A 14,445-nucleotide genomic window follows, 5' to 3' on the forward strand; every position below is an offset into this window, starting at 1 on the left:
TGAATGTAAAGAAACCCTGCAGGGGGTGGTAAATTAAGACATAAATAAGCAAATATTTTGTAAATTAACGCAAATAATGTAGAATATATTAGTAAATAGGGGTACAATATTTATATAGAATTTCATTCTATTAACTATTTCACTATTTATTTAACCAGTTGAAAAGGGGTTGTCTGTGGAAAAGAAAATTACATACGCTTGAAGATTTTACTCTTCAAATAAGCTGTCGGTCGCTGGAATTTGCCAAAGGTTTGAAAAAAGGATAGGGAGTGGTTTATTGAAACCTTCAACTAACCGGATGTTAAACCGTATCAAATCCGTCTACATGTTTATTAGTAAGCGTGGAACTGTTACAACACAAGAGCTAGTGGAGGAATTTGGTATTACTCCGCGAACGATTCAAAGAGATTTGAATGTGTTAGCTTATAATGACTTGGTACAAAGTCCAAGTCGTGGAAAATGGACAACAACTAGAAAAAAAGTAAAAATGACATCCTAAAACGAATGGAACGAACTTAAGATTAAAATTTGTATAATAAAAAGCAAAAACCTTACTAGATTTTCAGGAAAGGATTGATATTTTCCTAAAATCCAAGTAAGGTTTTTACTTTCATTCCGCTAATAGGAGCTATTAAAACCCCATGTAATTATTTTACTTCATAGTTTCTTAACAGCTCTATTTCTTCTTCTGTCAACTCCCGATATTCTCCAAGCTCTAGTGTTTCATCCAGTTCTAGTGGTCCCATGGAAATCCGTTTTAAATAAACAACTTTTTTCCCAACACTTTCAAACATTCTTTTCACTTGATGAAATTTCCCTTCCGAAATCGTTAGTTCAATATCAGAAGTTTCGCCAGCTTTTAATATTACTAGGTGACCAGGCTTCGTAAGGTATCCATCATCTAAAACAACACCCTTTTTAAACGCCTCGACATCCTCTTCGCCTACTTCCCCTCTGATAACAGCAAAGTACGTTTTCGGAACATGTTTTTTGGGAGATAATAAACGATGCGCTAATTTCCCATCATTTGTGAGCAGAAGTAATCCCTCTGTATCCTTATCCAACCTACCTACAGGAAAAGGATTATAAACGGAATCCTCTATTTGCAGAATGTCTACCACTGTTTCTTCTCTTGTATCTTCAGTTGCAGAAATAATGCCAGGCGGCTTATTCATCATTAAGTAAATAAACTCTTTATATTCGACTATTTCATTATTTAACGATACTTCGTCCTTTTCAGGATCTACTTGATGCTTTGCATCTTTAATAATTACATCATTTACTTTTACTGCCTTATTTTTCAGGAGCATTTTCACTTCTTTTCTACTTCCATACCCTAAATTAGCGAGCATTTTATCTATTCGCATATAAACTCAACCTCTATCTATTATTTCTGTTTTTAAAGGCTCTTTTCTATTATTTATAAGCTTGCTTCCTATTGTTTCTACTAAATTAAAAAGGAAGTCTTAGTTTTTGTTTTATTTTAAAAGCTTGCTCTCCAAAAATGCGATAAACCAATTTGGAGCGGTAAGCTAAATAAACGTACATGAGGACTCCAAAAACAGCTACAATTACAACCATTAATAAAGAAGCTACAACAGACTCTGTTGATAAAAATAAACGGAGTAATGAATAGACAATATCTGTTATGATATACATCATTATCGAAAATCCAATGATGAGAATGCTTCTTCGAATAACTATTTTATAGGAATAATTTGCATATGCTTTTATTACTCCCAAATTAATTAAGATAGATACTGTATACCCTAATGAAGTTGCAAGGATAGCGCCATTTGTTTCCCATCTTTCTATGAACGGGATATTTAAGCTTAATTTAATTAAAATCCCTACTAATAAACTTAATATAGTAAATCGTTGCTCATTTAACCCTTGTAAGATGGACGCGGTAACTGGATAAAGGGAAAAAAGAATGGCAACAGGAGCATACAATCTTAGCACTTCTGCACCCATTAGAAGATCTTCTGTCCCATAAAACAACCGATACACCGGCTCTGCTAGAACAGAAAGGCCAATACATGCTGGCAAAGTAATAAATAATAAGACTTGGAAAGTTTGATTTAAGTTTGTGGCAAGACCGGTATGATCCTCTTTTATAAAGGCTCTTGTAATCATTGGAATTAATGCCATTGAAAAACCAGTTGCAAGCGATACAGGAATAATAATGATTTTATGGGTTTGGTAATTAAAAATATTTAAGGCTGTTTCAGAAATTGAACTTAGCCCAATACTACTCATCGCACGGTTAAAAGTGACGGTATCGATTGCCTGAAATAAAGGATTCGCAACTCCCACGAAAACAAACGGAGCAGCAGACAAAAGAATTTCTTTATACATAGAGCGCAGACGAATATCTGTCTGCATGCCTTTATCATATAATAAAAGATTATCATACTCGTCTTTACTTTTTCTCCAATACAATAACAGCACAGCAAGTCCCCCTATTGCTCCAACAAACGCAGCAAAAACGGAAATACTTACTGCTGTAATCAACTTTCCTTTTAATAAAAACAGAACAATAGCTGACCCGCCAAGTAAGAAAACAATCCGAACAATCTGCTCGATTACTGTCGAGACAGCTGAAGGTGCCATTGCATCATGTCCCTGAAAAAAGCCTCTGATTAAACTCATAAATGGAACGACAATCAACGCAAAGCTAACTGCGCGGATAACTGTTGTAACCTGCCCTACGGTTGAGGTCAAGTCATCGTCTGATATAATAAGCCCGGCTAGAAAGGGAGCTGCTGCATATAAAGCTAAAAAAGACAGAACCCCACTTGCCAGCATGATCATTAATCCTGACTTAAATAATCTTCTTCCAACTTTATATTCTCCCATTGCATTATATTTCGAAATAAATTTACTTACAGCCAATGGAATACCAGCTGTTGCAATACTTATTACAATAGTATAAGCTACATAAGAATATTGATATAGCACTGTCCCTTGTTTTCCGACAATCATATTGAATGGTATAACATAAAATAAACCTAACGCTTTGGATATGATAGTCCCAAGTGTTAAAATAAATGTGCCTTTAAGCAATTTTGATGACATAAAATCCCTTCCTTAAACGAAGCTCTCTTAAAACGTTACACAAATAAGTATTTTACCATGAAAATAGGCAATAAAATATATTCGACTAAAAGTAAATATGAACATTTTCTAACACACTATTAGTAGTGTACCCTTTCTTAAAAAGAAACGCTACTTTTAATAAAAAGCATGATGCTGATATGGCTCACAATAAAAGGAAATAACCTCTTTTTTAAATAAATGAGTCACTGACATATTCCTTTAAAAGATAGATACAAACTAAAATAATAGCAAAAAAAACGATACTTCTTCAAGAAAGTAGGATGTAATATGCAATATGATGTAATCGTGATTGGCGGAGGACCATCAGGATTAATGGCTGCAATTGGAGCGGCGGAACAAAAGGCGAAAGTATTACTAATCGATAAGGGAAATAAGCTTGGCAGAAAATTAGCAATTTCAGGAGGAGGCCGTTGTAACGTGACCAACCGGCTTCCAATAGAGGAAATTATAAAACATATTCCCGGAAATGGTCGTTTTCTCTACAGTGGATTTTCTGAATTTAACAATGAAGATATTATCGCTTTTTTCGAAAACCTGGGAATTGCTTTAAAGGAAGAAGATCATGGAAGAATGTTTCCTGTCTCTAACAAAGCACAATCAGTCGTAGATGCCTTATTAAGCGAACTAGATAGATTAGGGGTAACCATTCAGACAAATTCCCCAGTTAAGACAGTTAACTATCATGAAAATAAAACAAAAACGGTGATTCTACAAAATGGTGAAACTAAAACCTGTAAGTCACTAATCATTGCAGTTGGTGGTAAATCTGTTCCACATACTGGTTCTACAGGGGATGGTTATGCATGGGCTAAAAAAGCAGGGCATACAATAACGGATTTATTTCCAACAGAAGTACCTATCACTTCGAAAGAAGCATTTATTCAAAATAAAACCTTACAAGGGGTTTCGCTAAGAGATGTAGCATTAAGTGTGCTTAACCCAAAAGGCAAGCCTATTATTACCCATCAAATGGATATGATTTTCACCCACTTTGGCATTAGCGGCCCAGCTGTATTACGCTGCAGCCAATTTGTCGTGAAGGCAAAGAAAAAATGGAATTTAGAGGAAGTGAAAGTTTCCATTGATTCATTTCCAGATAAAAAAGAAGAAAAGCTTTTACAAGATACAATGAAATTACTAAAAACTGAACCAAAGAAAGCAATTAAAAATACGTTAAAAGGTCTATTGATAGAGCGCTATTTATTATATTTGCTGGAGCTAGCAAATATCGATCCAGCTGCTCCATGTGCGACTATTTCTCAAGATAAAATAAGAGTATTTGTTGGTCTATGTAAAGCTTTCACCTTTGATGTAAACGGAACGTTACCGATAGAAAAAGCTTTTGTCACTGGCGGTGGTGTATCTATTAAGGAAATTGCACCTAAGACAATGGAATCGAAAATGACGGAAGGATTATTCTTCTGTGGTGAAATATTAGATATTCACGGATATACTGGAGGTTATAATATTACATCAGCTTTTGTAACGGGAAGGCTGGCAGGTGTCAATGCTGCTTCAGTTGCTAAAAGCGAGTAAAAAATAAGCAGAGGTGCTTTCCATAAAGTCACTCTGCTTTTTATTTTTCTCTTTTTTAAGTTCTGTAAATAATCATGGAGGAGAAACAATAGATTTGATCCTCCTCATCCTCTTGCATGGCCGCGACATTGTATTTGATATCGATTAATTTCTTCTCATCTATTTTCTGTAAAAATTTATTCATCTGTAATTCTAGATCCTTCTCGTGCTCTTGATCAAATAATTTTACTTTAATCATCTTTTCTTCCTCTCCCTATTATTTTGTAGATTATAATTAAAGGATAGACAAAATTCTTACTATTCAATCAATTTCACGAAAACTTTTAACTTTCTTTTAATTTCTTAAAAAACTATTCTTATACTTTCATAGTGTAGACACTTTTAGCTTTCATTTAAGTTTTATGTATAAACGAAGTCCATATAAAAAAGCTCAAAGAATGAAGGTAAATAATACCTTATCTTTGAGCTCTTTCGCTTATATTAAGCTTATCAGCCTTTAAATTGTTTTGCCATGCCAATTTAGCATGCCGCCTTCCATATTTACCACTTTGTAGCCTTGGTCTTGCAAATAGTAACATACATTTTCGCTTCGTCTGCCTGAGCGGCAAATCATGATATATTCTTTATCTTTTGAAAAGTAATCTAAATTTTCAGGGATGCTATTCATCGGAATGTGTTTTGCTCCAGGAATAATTCCTTCTGCTACTTCTTCGTCTTCCCGAACATCAACTAATTCTAGCTTTTCTTCATTAGTCAGCTTTTCCTCTAATTCCTCAGTAGTAATTGTTTTTATCGTATCCATTTTATTTCCTCCATTATCACCTTTTATACTGTGTATATAGTTTCTCTCATTGTAATATAGATTATATGACTATGTTATGCAATTAGTCTGCCTAATTGACAGAAAGAGGAGGCTGTCAAAAAAGACAGCCTCTTCCCTTTTAATTTGCAACGATATTAACTAATTTACCAGGAACAGCAATAACTTTACGTACTTGCTTGCCATCAATTTGCTCTTTAACTTGGCTATCCTCCATAGCAATCTGCTCTAGAGCATCTTTATTAGCATCCGCCGGAACCATTAGTTTCGCTTTCACTTTACCGTTAATTTGAATGACAATTTCGACTTCATCATCAACCAATTTTGCCTCATCATATGCTGGCCATGCTTCATAGGCAATGGATTGGTTAGAACCAGTAATGATCTGCCATAGCTCTTCTGTAATATGTGGGCAAATTGGAGAAAGCAATTTCACGAATCCTTCCACATATTTCTTCGGAATACGATCTGCTTTATAACATTCATTGATAAACACCATCATTTGCGAAATGGCCGTATTGAAGCGAAGTGCTTCAAAATCCTCTGTTACCTTTTTCACTGTTTGATGATAAATTTTATCTAGCGCCTTCATTTCCTCTATATCTTGAACTTTAGAAGTAAGCTCTCCATTATCATCCACTAACAATCGCCAAATTCGATCTAGGAATCTTCTTGAACCATCAAGTCCATTTGTTGACCATGCAATTGCAGCATCTAATGGTCCCATAAACATTTCATACAGACGAAGTGTATCTGCACCATGACTAGCTACAATTTCATCTGGATTTACGACATTTCCTTTTGATTTACTCATTTTTTCATTATTTTCACCGAGGATCATTCCTTGGTTGTATAATTTTTGGAATGGTTCTTTCGTAGGAACAACACCTAAATCATAAAGTACTTTATGCCAGAAGCGTGCATATAGAAGATGCAAGACAGCGTGTTCTACTCCACCGATATACATATCGACTGGAAGCCATTCTTTAATTTTTTCAGGATCAGCAATCTGCTCGTTATTTTTTGGATCAATATAACGCAAGTAATACCAGCTGCTTCCAGCCCATTGCGGCATGGTATTTGTTTCACGTCTGCCTTTTTTTCCAGTAACAGGATCTACAACGTTTACCCATTCTGAAATATTTGCTAACGGAGATTCACCTGTTCCAGATGGCTTAATTTCAGATGTTTCTGGAAGTGTCAAAGGTAATTCCTCTTCTGGAACACCTGTCATTGTGCCATCTTCCCAATGGATAATAGGAATTGGCTCGCCCCAATAGCGCTGGCGGCTAAATAGCCAATCACGAAGTCTGTAAGTGATTTTCTTCGTTCCTATTTCTTTCCCTTCTAACCAAGTAATCATTTTGACAATAGCTTCTTCTTTATTTAAACCATTTAGAAAATCAGAATTTACATGTTCCCCATCACCAGTATAGGCCTCTGTTTCTACATTTCCTCCAGCTACCACTTCTTTAATTGGTAAACCAAATGTTTTAGCAAATTCATAGTCTCTTTCATCATGTGCAGGTACAGCCATAATACTTCCTGTACCGTAGCTGACAAGGACATAATCAGCGATCCAGATTGGCATTTTTTCGCCATTTGCTGGATTGATTGCGTAAGCACCAGTAAATACACCCGTCTTCTCTTTCGCTAAGTCCGTTCTTTCTAAATCACTCTTACTTTTAACCTTTTCTAAGTAAGCTTCTACAGCTGCCTTTTGCTCTGAAGTTGTAATTTTCTCTACTAAAGCATGTTCAGGAGCAAGCACAGCATAAGTTGCACCAAATAATGTATCCGGTCTTGTTGTAAAGACAGTGAATGTCTCATCATGATTGTCAATTTGGAAGGTAACTTCTGCTCCTTCTGAACGGCCAATCCAATTTCTTTGCATTTCTTTAATACTTTCTGGCCAATCTACTTCATCTAAATCTTCTAACAAACGATCAGCATATGCTGTTATTTTTAATACCCATTGACGCATCGGACGTCTTTCAACTGGATGTCCACCACGTTCACTCTTACCATCAATAACTTCTTCATTAGCTAAAACCGTTCCTAATGCTGGACACCAATTTACTGCTACTTCATCAACATAAGCTAAGCCCATTTCATACAATTTGAGAAAAATCCATTGTGTCCACTTATAATATTCTGGATCTGTTGTGTTAATTTCGCGATCCCAATCATAGGAAAAGCCTAATGATTTAATTTGACGTCGGAATGTGTCGATGTTTTTTTGTGTAAATTCAGCTGGATGGTTACCCGTATCCAGCGCATATTGTTCTGCAGGTAAACCAAATGCATCCCACCCCATTGGATGAAGAACATTAAAATCCTGCATCCTTTTCATACGAGAGAGAATATCTGTTGCTGTATAGCCTTCTGGATGCCCAACATGCAGCCCTGCTCCAGATGGGTATGGAAACATGTCTAAAGCATAAAACTTTTTCTTGCTTTTTTCTTCACTTGTTTTAAAAGTCTTGTTTTCTTCCCAAAACTTTTGCCATTTCTGTTCTATTTTCTGATGATTAAAACTCATCTTAAATCCTCCCATAAAGTTGTTTTGACCAAAATAAAAAGCCGCTCATCCCAAATAGGGACGAGAGGCATTATGTATAATCTCCCGCGGTACCACCCACAATTAGTGAATAAATCACTCGCTTCATTATCCTTTAACGCAGGTGTACGGCAAGCATTACTAAAAGTTCACACTTGCAACTCAAAGGTGAGTTCAAGATGTTTTTGACTGACTTGCACCATCCGTCAGTTCTCTTCTTTCAAAAGGGCATCTTTACTATTCCTTATCCGTGTTGATTACTTATATATGTTTTTTATTGTATTGTATTTTAATGTATGTTGCAAGTAGTTTTCAGATTAAGTAAATATTAATAAGAGAAATTAAATTATTCGTTTTGTAACTTAATAATAGTCAAACATTCATTAGAATTTTGCCATTTTCATTTTAAACCCATCTTCTTGACATCACATCAATGACTAAAACTACATGAACAATTTTTTATAGACTTACTTATAGATCCTCTTTATATACTTTATTTCTTTAGCCTCAGCTCTTCTTTTGTCATTGTATTCACACAAAGCAACTAATTCTGCTTGAGGAAGCAACGCATAAACTTCAGCATGATAGGTACCCATCTAACTCTCAGCTTGTTTTCATTATTTCCAATGCCTACACAATTTAATCACATATATTATTCTTATTGCAGCTAACTCCGTACCTGTTTCAATAGTTTAGTTTACAATTAAAGACTACTTGAGCACTTTCAGTGGAAAGCAACCGTTAAATTCTCCAAAAAAGGATTATTCAGATTCAAGTAGTTACTTAAATTTTAAAATTGGCTCACTTTAATATTTTTCGGTCTAAAGTATCCTCTAATAAGGACCAAGCTTCATGACAGCTTGGAGCTTTGATAAACGGTTTAAACCCATAGTTTAAGTACATATTAACTGCTTGGTAACTTGTTGTTTGCGATGTAAGGTAGGCTTTTGAGTGATATTTAGCCAAGATATTCATCGCCTCGCTTAGTAAAGGTTTGGAGAGTTTCTGTCCTTGATATGCAGGGACAATTCCTACCCAATGAATTCTTCCTGTTATTTCTCCATCTCCTTTTAAGTCACCATACCATGCCGTTGTTGTTCCAATCACTTCTCCCTTTTTATTCTCGATGAACAAGCATCTATTTGTCATTTCATCAATATATGGTCCAAATTCTTTATAAAAATGCGCTAGAGCAGCTTCTTTGCTTTCAAATTCATCTACACTCGCCTCCACAAACGCCCAATGATGTTCGTCACCTTTTTCAAATAACCTAATTCGAAATTCAGCTGGAAGCGGGTATTGCGGAATATGCGACAAATCTTTTATCACCATACTAAGTGGAATTCTTTTCATTTGAATCAGCTCCTTTTATAATTGATTGTCTATCTTAAATCTCGACAAGACACCTTATGTATTTTAGCTGTTCATACCCTTTACAAATCGTTTAGTTATTTCCTGAGGACGTGTAATCGCTCCACCTACTACAACAAAAAAAGCACCAAGCTCTAATGCCTTTCTGGCATCTTCTGGCGTTTCAATTCTCCCCTCAGCTATGATAGGAACGTTTACTGCTTTAACAAGATTCTCTAATAATTCAAAGGCTGGACCATTTTTCAAATGTTGCGTTTTCACTGTATATCCAGCTAGGGTAGTACCAACGAAATCGCAACCCATAGTCTCTGCACGTATACCTTCCTCTAGCGTGGAAACATCCGCCATCACTTTTTTGTTAAGGTTATCCTTTATAAAATCAATTAATTCCTGTAAATCTTCTGCCCTTGAACGGTCGGTTGCATCTATCGCAATAATGTCGGCGCCCGCATCAGCCACAAGCTGTGCATCTGCCTTAGTTGTGGTAATAAATGCATCATAGCCTGGATAATGTTTTTTTAGAATCCCTATAATAGGTAAATCTACTTTCTCTTTAATTCTTTTGATATCCGAGTAACCGTTTGCTCTGATTCCTACAGCTCCCCCTATTTTTGCAGCAAGCGCCATTGCTGCCATAAATTCTGAACCATGTAATGGCTCAGAATCCAATGCCTGGCAAGAAACGATTAATCCTCCCTTTAGTTTCTCAATCATCAAATTACTCCTCTCGTGAATATACTAGTATGCTTTGTCAACCACTGCTTTTGCAGTCGCTTCTCTATATTTCAATGCTTTTTCTTTTAACCGATTCTCACCCTCAAGCATAACATATCAATGACAATAATTGGGTAAACTTTGTCGACAAGGAACCGCCTCGAAGTACACTTTCTCTCGTTCCTGTTAATAAAACATCATCTACTTTCTTTGTAATGGGAGAACGTGTAAAGTGCGTAATAGATATAATTTTTGTGTTTTCTTCTGTTAATTCGGCTGCAAGCAGCGCATGGACTGCTTATTCACCGTATAAACGAAATTGTTCGGTAATCTCTTGTTTTTTTTACTAGACCATCGACAAAAGCTGTTGTTAACTGGTTCATAGGAAAGACCCTCTTACTTTGAATTTGTGTGTGGAACAACTTAATTCTACAAGAAAAAAGGTCTTCCTTTTTGTATTTATTCATTTACATACGGTACTTAGTACGCTCTTGTAAAAACTAGGTTCACTACTTCTTTTATAATATGCCTATATTTCCTTTAAGGTTATATCATTACCATTTCTTTACCCACTCAGCTACTAATTGAAGTAAATTTCTATCTTGGTTTCTACCAGCTATAAAAGAAAGACCTACTGGTACTCCATTGCTTGTAGTTAATGGTATGTTCACTTGGGGGAAACCTGTTAATCCTGCTATACAGCATAACTGAAAGGTTTGCTTTCTTCTTTCTTCTAATTCATAAACAGGTAGATTTAAAAGAGGTGCGATTCCTGGAGCTGTAGGAATGATCAAAACTGCATCATCTTTAAGCAGTTCTTCCATTCTTTGCTGAATTTTACGTCTCAACTGATGATATGGTGCTAAATCTTCGTCTTTTATAGTACTAGCCCACTTAAATCTTTCTGCTATTCCCGGACCAAACGTAGGCTTTGCTTTTTGAATCCATTCTCCATGCTCTTGCCAAATTTCTCTGCCCTGCAGCATTCTAAAGACTTCAGACCACTCATGTAGTCCTTCTTCTGCTATAACCGTTGTTACGTAATTAGGTACCGACTGTTCTAATTTCTCCAATAAAGGAGCAAAAGCTTTATGTACTTCTTGGTCGGCCAATGCCCATGCATCACTTCCCATGATAAATCTCGTAAAAGAGCCGTCTCTTTGGACAGGTAAAAGTACTTTTCCAACTTCATTTAGAATTTCTGCGTCATTTGCCATCCATCCAACGGTATCAAAGCTTTTGGCAAGAGGGATGACTCCTTCTATATTCACTACTCCATGGGAGGGGCGGATTCCATATATCCCACAATAAGAAGATGGAATTCTTATCGATCCTCCTGTATCTGTCCCTAAGGAAAAATCCGTCTGCTTAGCAGCAACCGTAACAGCTGAACCACTGGAGGAACCACCTGGAATTCTATTAGGAGACTTAGGATTGACTGGAGTTCCGTAATGAAAATTCTCTCCATTTAAACTATACATCAATTCATCTGTGATCGTTGTACCCTGCAGCCGGGCACCATTATTCAGCAAGCTAGTTATCACAGGTGCTGTTTCTTTAGCAGGGGGATGACTAGAAAGCCAATCTGGATTTCCTGCAGAGGAAAGATAGTCCTTAATTGTAAAAACATCCTTTACAGCGAAAGTCAACCCATCCAAATTTCCTCGTTTTATTGGTTTCAATGAAATATTTTTATCGATATATGCACCAAAATCGCTCATTGATCACTGCCCCTTCCAATCATTATTCAGGTATCTCCACTAAATGATCAACCAAGTTGTAATCTTTCACTTCCCAACGCTTCTCTTTATACTGAATATTGCTAATACAAGCATTTGATAAATATTTTTCTATTTTGAGCGAATCTTCTGACACTATGGTTAATAATGTATGGATAACTGCACCGTGAGCAACTAACAATACTTTTTCGTCTGGAAACCGGCAAATAACTTTTTCGAGGCCGTCCGTTAGTCTTTTTACGAGAGCTTCTCTCGACTCCTGGTTTGGATATTGGTGATCTGGATAAAGAATCGCTCGTTCCTCTCTTGTTTTTCCTTCCGCATCGCCAAAACTACGCTCCATGAATTCATCCATTTCTACTACTTCTAGTTGCAAAGCTTCATTTATAATCAACGCCGTTTGCTTTGCTCTTTTTAGAGGACTTGTAACAATGACATCCCACTCTGAATGCTTTAAATAGTCACGGCATTGTTCTGCCTGCTTCTTGCCATTTTCATTTAAAGGGATATCTGTTTTTCCTTGAATCCTTCCCAGTGCATTCCAATCTGTTTCTCCATGCCTTATTAAACATATTTTCGTCATTTATTTTATCCTCTCTCCATGCTTAATTTGGGGGTTATTACTACTTTATTAGAAAAATACTTATTTTTCAAACAAATTAAATATTAAAATTATTGTAATTGACTTTTCTTCTTAATTTACTCTTCAAAAACTCTTTTCCTTGCACTTTTCTATCAGAAAATTCCGCCTATATAAAAATGGGCACTATTCTATTGCAGGTTTGTTAAAAAGCAACTACACTTATTTTGGTATTTAAGAATAAAGTTGAAAAGGAGCATTATTATGCCTCGTTCTCTATGGCTTTTAGTTATTGGAATGGCTGTTAACGTTACAGGATCTTCCTTACTTTGGCCTTTAAATAGTATATACATTCATGAGCATTTAGGAAAAACACTTACGGTTGCAGGTTTTATTCTTATGCTTAATTCAGGAGCAAGTGTTATCGGTAATTTAATCGGAGGCATTCTTTACGATAAATTAGGGGGATATCCGTCCATCTTATTAGGAATCTCTTTAACCGCCTTTTCTTTACTAGGATTGACTCTGTTCCACAATTGGGAAGCTTATTGTACATTCTTTACGTTATCTGGTTTTGGATCAGGTATTATATATCCTAGCATGTACGCAATGGCAGGGAATGTTTGGCCAGAGGGAGGAAGAAAAGCTTTTAATAGTATTTATGTTGCGCAAAACGTTGGCGTGGCACTAGGATCAGCAATTGGCGGCTTTATCGCTTCTTATTCGTTCCAATTAATCTTCTTGTCCAACACCCTAATGTATGGGGTATTTTTCCTTATTGCCTTCTTTAGTTATAAAAACATTCAAGTAAAAGCAGATGTTCTTCCCTCTACAAGTGGTACTGCTTCTAAAAGAAAGGGAAAACATTTGTTAAAAGGCAGTCCTGCTATGTATTCTCTCGGAATTTTAGGATTGGGTTATTTATTGTGCTGGATATGCTATGTCCAATGGCAAGCTACCATTTCTACCCATACACAGGAGTTAGGTATTCCTTTAACACAATATAGTTTATTATGGGCTGTTAATGGTGGTCTTATTGTATTCGGCCAACCGCTGATTTCTTTTTTCACCAAAAAAGTTTGTACATCTATAAAGAAACAAATGCTTATTGGAATCGGCATTTTTATTGTTTCCTTCCTTATTGTAGGAAAAGCGGAATTCTTTACTGGTTTTCTTGCGGCGATGATTATCTTAACAATCGGAGAAATGCTTATTTGGCCAGCAGTTCCGACCATTGCTGATAAGCTGGCTCCTAAAGGGAAGGAAGGATTTTTCCAAGGAATCGTAAACAGTACAGCAACTGGTGGCAGAATGATTGGTCCACTTGTCGGAGGCATGCTTGTAGACAGCAGTGGTATGACTTTGCTTGTGCCTATATTAGTCGTACTGCTTGTAATTAGCTTGTTTACAGCCTTTTTCTATGATTATCCAACAAAAGAAGCTTCTAAGTTAACGCCTAAAACAAATTGATATAAATGTCCCAACAGTCTTCATGCCGTTGGGACATTTTTTATTAATAAATTATTCTTGTCTTGATTTGGATTTAGCAGGCTGGCCTCCAGAATTCTCATATTTCTTTTTGGCTGCTTTTATTAGATCAACATCTTTCCCCAGCTCTACATCCTGATTATTTATCCCATTACGTGTTTTTTGTTCTGGATTATTTTTCTTCGAACGTTTATCCATTTTAATTCCCCCTTAATGCAATCTTAATGTCATTTGATTTTGCATTTGCTCTATCAATAATCGCATGCGATGCAGTTCTTCTCTTTGCTGCTGGTTTGCACTGCGATCCATCGTGTGCAAATCATTGTAAATATTCTCTAATTGCATTTGTGCATCCGTATATTCCGTATCATTAAAATGTTCCTGACGTCTTGCTGCTTCATATTGCTGCTCTGCAAAATTGATTACATCATTACATCTTTGTAGTAAGTCGCTCATGGAATCACGAGTAGCCAAAAAATAACCTCCCAACAATCTTTTCAATTAGAAGCAGATTGCT

General features: G+C 36.1%; 14 protein-coding genes, 1 pseudogene and 1 other annotated feature. Of the genes and pseudogenes, 3 read left to right on the plus strand and 12 right to left on the minus strand.

Translation table 11 applies throughout. The features are described 5' to 3' along the window. Nucleotides 1-277: 277 nt before the first annotated feature. Complete coding sequence (locus BCI01S_RS11460; RefSeq protein WP_016202849.1) at nucleotides 278-499, plus strand: DeoR family transcriptional regulator; 222 nt, start codon at nucleotides 278-280, stop codon at nucleotides 497-499. Between the two features lie 148 nt (nucleotides 500-647). On the opposite strand, the gene BCI01S_RS11465 is transcribed toward BCI01S_RS11460, so the two are convergent. Together BCI01S_RS11465 and BCI01S_RS11470 are read right to left on the minus strand one after the other, a co-directional pair. After that, nucleotides 648-1,367 (minus strand): pseudouridine synthase, encoded by a 720-nt coding sequence (locus BCI01S_RS11465; protein ID WP_047944510.1) that lies wholly within the window; start codon nucleotides 1,365-1,367, stop codon nucleotides 648-650. An 85-nt stretch (nucleotides 1,368-1,452) separates the two neighbouring features. Next, a complete protein-coding gene (locus BCI01S_RS11470) occupies nucleotides 1,453-3,078 on the minus strand; it encodes a putative polysaccharide biosynthesis protein (protein ID WP_047944511.1) in 1,626 nt (541 codons plus the stop codon). Nucleotides 3,079-3,387: 309 nt separating this feature from the next. On the opposite strand from BCI01S_RS11470, the gene BCI01S_RS11475 reads away from it, so the two are divergent. Beyond that, nucleotides 3,388-4,656, plus strand: coding sequence for a BaiN/RdsA family NAD(P)/FAD-dependent oxidoreductase (locus tag BCI01S_RS11475; RefSeq protein WP_047944512.1), 1,269 nt, complete (start codon nucleotides 3,388-3,390; stop codon nucleotides 4,654-4,656). 55 nt (nucleotides 4,657-4,711) lie between these two features. Here BCI01S_RS11475 and BCI01S_RS11480 read toward each other — a convergent pair whose 3' ends face one another. The 8 genes and pseudogenes from BCI01S_RS11480 to BCI01S_RS11510 form a co-directional block, all read right to left on the minus strand. Next, nucleotides 4,712-4,894 (minus strand): sporulation protein Cse60, encoded by a 183-nt coding sequence (locus tag BCI01S_RS11480; RefSeq protein WP_047944513.1) that lies wholly within the window; start codon nucleotides 4,892-4,894, stop codon nucleotides 4,712-4,714. A gap of 258 nt (nucleotides 4,895-5,152) precedes the next feature. Then, complete coding sequence (locus BCI01S_RS11485) at nucleotides 5,153-5,458, minus strand: rhodanese-like domain-containing protein (RefSeq protein WP_047944514.1); 306 nt, start codon at nucleotides 5,456-5,458, stop codon at nucleotides 5,153-5,155. A gap of 139 nt (nucleotides 5,459-5,597) precedes the next feature. After that, nucleotides 5,598-8,018 carry a leucine--tRNA ligase gene (gene leuS, locus BCI01S_RS11490; protein WP_061798768.1) on the minus strand — a complete coding sequence of 807 codons (2,421 nt, stop codon included), beginning with the start codon at nucleotides 8,016-8,018 and terminating at the stop codon, nucleotides 5,598-5,600. Between the two features lie 53 nt (nucleotides 8,019-8,071). After that, nucleotides 8,072-8,296, minus strand: a binding site (T-box leader). A 210-nt stretch (nucleotides 8,297-8,506) separates the two neighbouring features. Next, nucleotides 8,507-8,632, minus strand: a pseudogene (locus BCI01S_RS26445) (gfo/Idh/MocA family oxidoreductase); the annotation flags it as partial. 205 nt (nucleotides 8,633-8,837) lie between these two features. Beyond that, nucleotides 8,838-9,389, minus strand: coding sequence for a GNAT family N-acetyltransferase (locus tag BCI01S_RS11495; RefSeq protein ID WP_047944516.1), 552 nt, complete (start codon nucleotides 9,387-9,389; stop codon nucleotides 8,838-8,840). 63 nt (nucleotides 9,390-9,452) lie between these two features. Next, complete coding sequence (locus BCI01S_RS11500) at nucleotides 9,453-10,121, minus strand: N-acetylmannosamine-6-phosphate 2-epimerase (RefSeq protein ID WP_047944517.1); 669 nt, start codon at nucleotides 10,119-10,121, stop codon at nucleotides 9,453-9,455. 554 nt (nucleotides 10,122-10,675) lie between these two features. Beyond that, nucleotides 10,676-11,842 (minus strand): amidase, encoded by a 1,167-nt coding sequence (locus BCI01S_RS11505; RefSeq protein ID WP_061798772.1) that lies wholly within the window; start codon nucleotides 11,840-11,842, stop codon nucleotides 10,676-10,678. A gap of 22 nt (nucleotides 11,843-11,864) precedes the next feature. Further along, on the minus strand, nucleotides 11,865-12,443 hold the full coding sequence (locus tag BCI01S_RS11510; protein WP_047944519.1) for a histidine phosphatase family protein: 579 nt from the start codon (nucleotides 12,441-12,443) through the stop codon (nucleotides 11,865-11,867). A 261-nt stretch (nucleotides 12,444-12,704) separates the two neighbouring features. Between BCI01S_RS11510 and BCI01S_RS11515 the strand changes: the two genes are divergently transcribed. Continuing rightward, nucleotides 12,705-13,910 (plus strand): MDR family MFS transporter, encoded by a 1,206-nt coding sequence (locus BCI01S_RS11515; protein WP_061798777.1) that lies wholly within the window; start codon nucleotides 12,705-12,707, stop codon nucleotides 13,908-13,910. A gap of 51 nt (nucleotides 13,911-13,961) precedes the next feature. Here BCI01S_RS11515 and BCI01S_RS11520 read toward each other — a convergent pair whose 3' ends face one another. Then, nucleotides 13,962-14,126 carry a hypothetical protein gene (locus tag BCI01S_RS11520; RefSeq protein ID WP_047944521.1) on the minus strand — a complete coding sequence of 55 codons (165 nt, stop codon included), beginning with the start codon at nucleotides 14,124-14,126 and terminating at the stop codon, nucleotides 13,962-13,964. A 12-nt stretch (nucleotides 14,127-14,138) separates the two neighbouring features. Next, nucleotides 14,139-14,402, minus strand: a complete 264-nt coding sequence (locus tag BCI01S_RS11525) for a YtzC family protein (RefSeq protein WP_047944522.1) — start codon at nucleotides 14,400-14,402, stop codon at nucleotides 14,139-14,141. Between the last annotated feature and the right edge of the window lie 43 nt (nucleotides 14,403-14,445).

Origin of the sequence: Niallia circulans NBRC 13626 (genome assembly GCF_001591585.1) — a bacterium.
Classification (GTDB): domain Bacteria; phylum Bacillota; class Bacilli; order Bacillales; family Cytobacillaceae; genus Niallia; species Niallia circulans.

Excerpts from the sequence above, each read along its gene's own strand:
- BCI01S_RS11465 (WP_047944510.1), bottom strand. The coding sequence starts at position 1,367 with ATGCGAATAGATAAAATGCTCGCTAATTTAGGGTATGGAAGTAGAAAA.
- BCI01S_RS11470 (WP_047944511.1), bottom strand. The coding sequence starts at position 3,078 with ATGTCATCAAAATTGCTTAAAGGCACATTTATTTTAACACTTGGGACT.
- BCI01S_RS11475 (WP_047944512.1), top strand. The coding sequence starts at position 3,388 with ATGCAATATGATGTAATCGTGATTGGCGGAGGACCATCAGGATTAATG.
- BCI01S_RS11480 (WP_047944513.1), bottom strand. The coding sequence starts at position 4,894 with ATGATTAAAGTAAAATTATTTGATCAAGAGCACGAGAAGGATCTAGAA.
- BCI01S_RS11485 (WP_047944514.1), bottom strand. The coding sequence starts at position 5,458 with ATGGATACGATAAAAACAATTACTACTGAGGAATTAGAGGAAAAGCTG.
- leuS (WP_061798768.1), bottom strand. The coding sequence starts at position 8,018 with ATGAGTTTTAATCATCAGAAAATAGAACAGAAATGGCAAAAGTTTTGG.
- BCI01S_RS11495 (WP_047944516.1), bottom strand. The coding sequence starts at position 9,389 with ATGAAAAGAATTCCACTTAGTATGGTGATAAAAGATTTGTCGCATATT.
- BCI01S_RS11500 (WP_047944517.1), bottom strand. The coding sequence starts at position 10,121 with ATGATTGAGAAACTAAAGGGAGGATTAATCGTTTCTTGCCAGGCATTG.
- BCI01S_RS11505 (WP_061798772.1), bottom strand. The coding sequence starts at position 11,842 with ATGAGCGATTTTGGTGCATATATCGATAAAAATATTTCATTGAAACCA.
- BCI01S_RS11510 (WP_047944519.1), bottom strand. The coding sequence starts at position 12,443 with ATGACGAAAATATGTTTAATAAGGCATGGAGAAACAGATTGGAATGCA.
- BCI01S_RS11515 (WP_061798777.1), top strand. The coding sequence starts at position 12,705 with ATGCCTCGTTCTCTATGGCTTTTAGTTATTGGAATGGCTGTTAACGTT.
- BCI01S_RS11520 (WP_047944521.1), bottom strand. The coding sequence starts at position 14,126 with ATGGATAAACGTTCGAAGAAAAATAATCCAGAACAAAAAACACGTAAT.